At 56.9% G+C, this 4,783-nt stretch carries 2 rRNA genes; both read left to right on the forward strand.

The annotated features are described in order from the left end of the window. Window positions 1–81 precede the first annotated feature (81 nt). A 16S ribosomal RNA gene (locus C7445_RS14025) occupies window positions 82–1,616 on the forward strand. 169 nt (window positions 1,617–1,785) lie between these two features. Further along, window positions 1,786–4,725, forward strand: a 23S ribosomal RNA gene (locus tag C7445_RS14030). The 16S and 23S rRNA genes sit together here, the layout of an rRNA operon. Window positions 4,726–4,783 lie beyond the last annotated feature (58 nt).

A 4,783-nucleotide genomic window follows, 5' to 3' on the forward strand; every position in this document is an offset into this window, starting at 1 on the left:
CTCGAACGGCAGCGTCGCTCCTTGAAAACTAAACACACACCACGCCAGTTTATCTGTCTCGCGTATGCGGGATAGTGAGATTTCATTGAGAGTTTGATCCTGGCTCAGGACGAACGCTGGCGGCGTGCCTAATACATGCAAGTCGAGCGGACATCTTCGGATGTCAGCGGCGGACGGGTGAGTAACACGTGGGCAATCTGCCTTTCAGACCGGAATAACACTCGGAAACGGGTGCTAATGCCGGATAGGTCACGAGGAGGCATCTTCTTGTGAGGAAAGCTGCAAATGCAGCGCTGGGAGAGGAGCCCGCGGCGCATTAGCTAGTTGGTGAGGTAACGGCTCACCAAGGCGACGATGCGTAGCCGACCTGAGAGGGTGACCGGCCACACTGGGACTGAGACACGGCCCAGACTCCTACGGGAGGCAGCAGTAGGGAATCTTCCGCAATGGGCGAAAGCCTGACGGAGCAACGCCGCGTGAGCGAAGAAGGCCTTCGGGTTGTAAAGCTCTGTTGCTCGGGGAGAGCGATAAGGAGAGTGGAAAGCTCCTTAGGAGACGGTACCGAGTGAGGAAGCCCCGGCAAACTACGTGCCAGCAGCCGCGGTAATACGTAGGGGGCAAGCGTTGTCCGGAATCACTGGGCGTAAAGCGTGCGTAGGCGGTTGTGTAAGTCTGGAGTGAAAGTCCATGGCTCAACCATGGGATGGCTTTGGAAACTGCATGACTTGAGTGCTGGAGAGGCAAGGGGAATTCCACGTGTAGCGGTGAAATGCGTAGATATGTGGAGGAATACCAGTGGCGAAGGCGCCTTGCTGGACAGTGACTGACGCTGAGGCACGAAAGCGTGGGGAGCAAACAGGATTAGATACCCTGGTAGTCCACGCCGTAAACGATGAGTGCTAGGTGTTGGGGGGATACACCTCAGTGCCGAAGGAAACCCAATAAGCACTCCGCCTGGGGAGTACGGTCGCAAGACTGAAACTCAAAGGAATTGACGGGGGCCCGCACAAGCAGTGGAGCATGTGGTTTAATTCGAAGCAACGCGAAGAACCTTACCAGGGCTTGACATCCCTCTGACAGGTGCAGAGATGTACCTTCCCTTCGGGGCAGAGGAGACAGGTGGTGCATGGTTGTCGTCAGCTCGTGTCGTGAGATGTTGGGTTAAGTCCCGCAACGAGCGCAACCCTTGACCTGTGTTACCAGCACGTAGAGGTGGGGACTCACAGGTGACTGCCGGCGTAAGTCGGAGGAAGGCGGGGATGACGTCAAATCATCATGCCCTTTATGTCCTGGGCTACACACGTGCTACAATGGGCGGTACAACGGGAAGCGAAGCCGCGAGGTGGAGCCAAACCCAGAAAGCCGTTCGTAGTTCGGATTGCAGGCTGCAACTCGCCTGCATGAAGCCGGAATTGCTAGTAATCGCGGATCAGCATGCCGCGGTGAATCCGTTCCCGGGCCTTGTACACACCGCCCGTCACACCACGAGAGTCGGCAACACCCGAAGTCGGTGAGGTAACCCTTAGGGGAGCCAGCCGCCGAAGGTGGGGCGGATGATTGGGGTGAAGTCGTAACAAGGTAGCCGTATCGGAAGGTGCGGCTGGATCACCTCCTTTCTACGGAGAACTAGGAAGAAGGCGGTGGATGTGTGTTTAGTTTTGAGGGAGCGAGTGGTTCGAAAGAACGATTCGCGAACTCAAGGACCTTGGCAACTGCATATGAAATGACCTTGCAACCTGGTAACCGAGAAGTATGGAAGCAGGTAACATGACGGAAGTCATGGACGGTGAAGTTAGGAAGAGCGCACGGAGGATGCCTAGGCGCCAAGAGCCGAAGAAGGACGGGGCGAACACCGAAATGCCACGGGGAGCTGTACGCGAGCATGGAGCCGTGGATGTCCGAATGGGGGAACCCACTAGCGGGAAGCGCTAGTACCGTATGCTGAACACATAGGCATAAGGGGGCAACCGAGGGAACTGAAACATCTAAGTACCTCGAGGAAGAGAAAGCGAACGCGATTCCGTAAGTAGTGGCGAGCGAAAGCGGAGGAGCCCAAACCGTATGCGTGGTACAGACTGCAGTCGATGCGTATACGGGGTAGCGGGGCTGTTAGGGCGAGCTGCAGGTAGCCAGCGCGAGGCTGTGTTTAGGAGAACGGCATGGGAAGGCCGGCCAGAGACGGTGAAAGCCCGGTATTCGAAAGGCACAGAAGAGCGTGAAACAGACCCCAAGTACTGCGGGACACGAGGAATCCCGTGGGAATCCGGGAGGACCACCTCCTAAGGCTAAATACTCCTTGGCGACCGATAGCGGATAGTACCGTGAGGGAAAGGTGAAAAGAACCGCGGGAGCGGAGTGAAAGAGAACCTGAAACCGTGTGCTTACAAGCAGTCGGAGCACAGAGATGTGTGACGGCGTGCCTTTTGTAGAATGAACCGGCGAGTGATGATGACAAGCGAGGTTAAGGCGAAGGAGCCGAAGCCGAAGCGAAAGCGAGTCTGAAGAGGGCGAGATAGTTTGTTGTCATCGACCCGAAACCGGGTGATCTACCCCTGGTCAGGGTGAAGTGCGGGTAACACCGCATGGAGGCCCGAACCCACTGGCGTTGAAAAGCCAGGGGATGAACTGGGGGTAGGGGAGAAATTCCAATCGAACCCGGAGATAGCTGGTTCTCCCCGAAATAGCTTGAGGGCTAGCGTCAGGGGATGAGTTGTGGAGGTAGAGCACTGATTGGGTGCGGGGCCCGCGAGGGTTACCAAGCTCAGTCAAACTGCGAATGCCACAATGTCGAAGAACCTGGCAGTCAGACTACGAGTGATAAGACCCGTGGTCAAGAGGGAAACAGCCCAGACCAACAGCTAAGGTCCCAAAGTACCGGTTCAGTGGGGAACGATGTGGCGTTGCACAGACAACCAGGATGTTGGCTTAGAAGCAGCCACCATTGAAAGAGTGCGTAATAGCTCACTGGTCGAGTGGCGCTGCGCGGAAAATGTAACGGGGCTAAACCGGACACCGAAGCTCTGGATGGAGACATGGTAGGGGAGCGTTCCACTGGCGGAGAAGCAGAGCCGGGAGGCGATGTGGAGCGAGTGGAAGTGAGAATGCCGGTATGAGTAGCGAAAAGAGGGGTGAGAATCCCCTCCGCCGAAAGCCCAAGGGTTCCTGGGGAAGGCTCGTCCGCCCAGGGTAAGTCGGGACCTAAGGCGAGGCCGAGAGGCGTAGTCGAAGGAGAACAGGTTGAAATTCCTGTACCACCGAGAGCGATTGAGCGAAGGGGTGACGCAGGAGGATGAGGGAAGCGGCCGGATGGAAGAGGCCGTCCAAGCAGCGAGCGAGGGATGTAGTCAAATGCGCATCCTGGGAATCGTGAGCTGTGAAGGGGAGGGAAGAACAGTACCGAAGTCCCAGAGTTCACACTGCCGAGAAAAGCCTCTAGCGATGCAGCAGGTGCCCGTACCGGAAACCGACACAGGTGGGCGCGTGGAGAACACGAAGGCGCGCGGGAGAACTCTCGTTAAGGAACTCGGCAAAATGGCCCCGTAACTTCGGGAGAAGGGGCGCTCTGAGAAGAGCCGCAGTGAAAAGGCCCAAGCGACTGTTTAGCAAAAACACAGGTCTCTGCGAAGCCGAAAGGCGAAGTATAGGGGCTGACGCCTGCCCGGTGCTGGAAGGTTAAGAGGAGGGCTTAGGGGGAACCCGAAGGCTCGAATTGAAGCCCCAGTAAACGGCGGCCGTAACTATAACGGTCCTAAGGTAGCGAAATTCCTTGTCAGGTAAGTTCTGACCCGCACGAAAGGCGTAACGACTTGGGCGCTGTCTCAACGAGAGACCCGGTGAAATTGTAATACCTGTGAAGATGCAGGTTACCCGCGGTTAGACGGAAAGACCCCGTGGAGCTTGACTGTAGCTTGATATGGGATACGGGTACGTCATGTACAGGATAGGTGGGAGACGGAGAAGCTTGGGCGCCAGCCTGAGTGGAGTCGGCGTTGGGATACCACCCTTGAGGTACTAGTATTCTAACCTATCACCCTGAAGCGGGTGAAGGGACAGTGTCAGGCGGACAGTTTGACTGGGGCGGTCGCCTCCCAAAAGGTAACGGAGGCGCCCAAAGGTTCCCTCAGCGCGGATGGAAATCGCGCGGTGCGTGTAAAGGCAAAAGGGAGCTTGACTGCGAGACGGACAGGTCGAGCAGGGACGAAAGTCGGGCTTAGTGACCCGGTGGCACCGAGTGGAAGGGCCATCGCTCAACGGATAAAAGCTACCCCGGGGATAACAGGCTGATCTCCCCCAAGAGTTCACATCGACGGGGAGGTTTGGCACCTCGATGTCGGCTCATCGCATCCTGGGGCTGAAGTCGGTCCCAAGGGTTGGGCTGTTCGCCCATTAAAGCGGTACGCGAGCTGGGTTCAGAACGTCGTGAGACAGTTCGGTCCCTATCTGCCGCGGGCGCAGGATACGTGAGAGGGTTCGTCCTTAGTACGAGAGGACCGGGATGAACCGACCGCTGGTGTACCAGTTGTTCCGCCAGGAGCACCGCTGGGTAGCCAAGTCGGGAAGGGATAAGCGCTGAAAGCATCTAAGCGCGAAGCCCGCCTCAAGATAACGTATCCCATCTGGACAACAGAGTAAGACCCCTTGAAGAAGACAAGGTAGATCGGTCTGGCGTGGAAGCGTAGTGATACGTGGAGCGGACAGATACGAATCGGTCGAGGGCTTCACCCGCAAGCAAGGTCATTTCATAGCAGTCACAAGGTACATAAGGAATGGAAGCGGAGTTTGG

Origin of the sequence: Alicyclobacillus sacchari (genome assembly GCF_004366795.1) — a bacterium.
Taxonomy (GTDB): domain Bacteria; phylum Bacillota; class Bacilli; order Alicyclobacillales; family Alicyclobacillaceae; genus Alicyclobacillus; species Alicyclobacillus sacchari.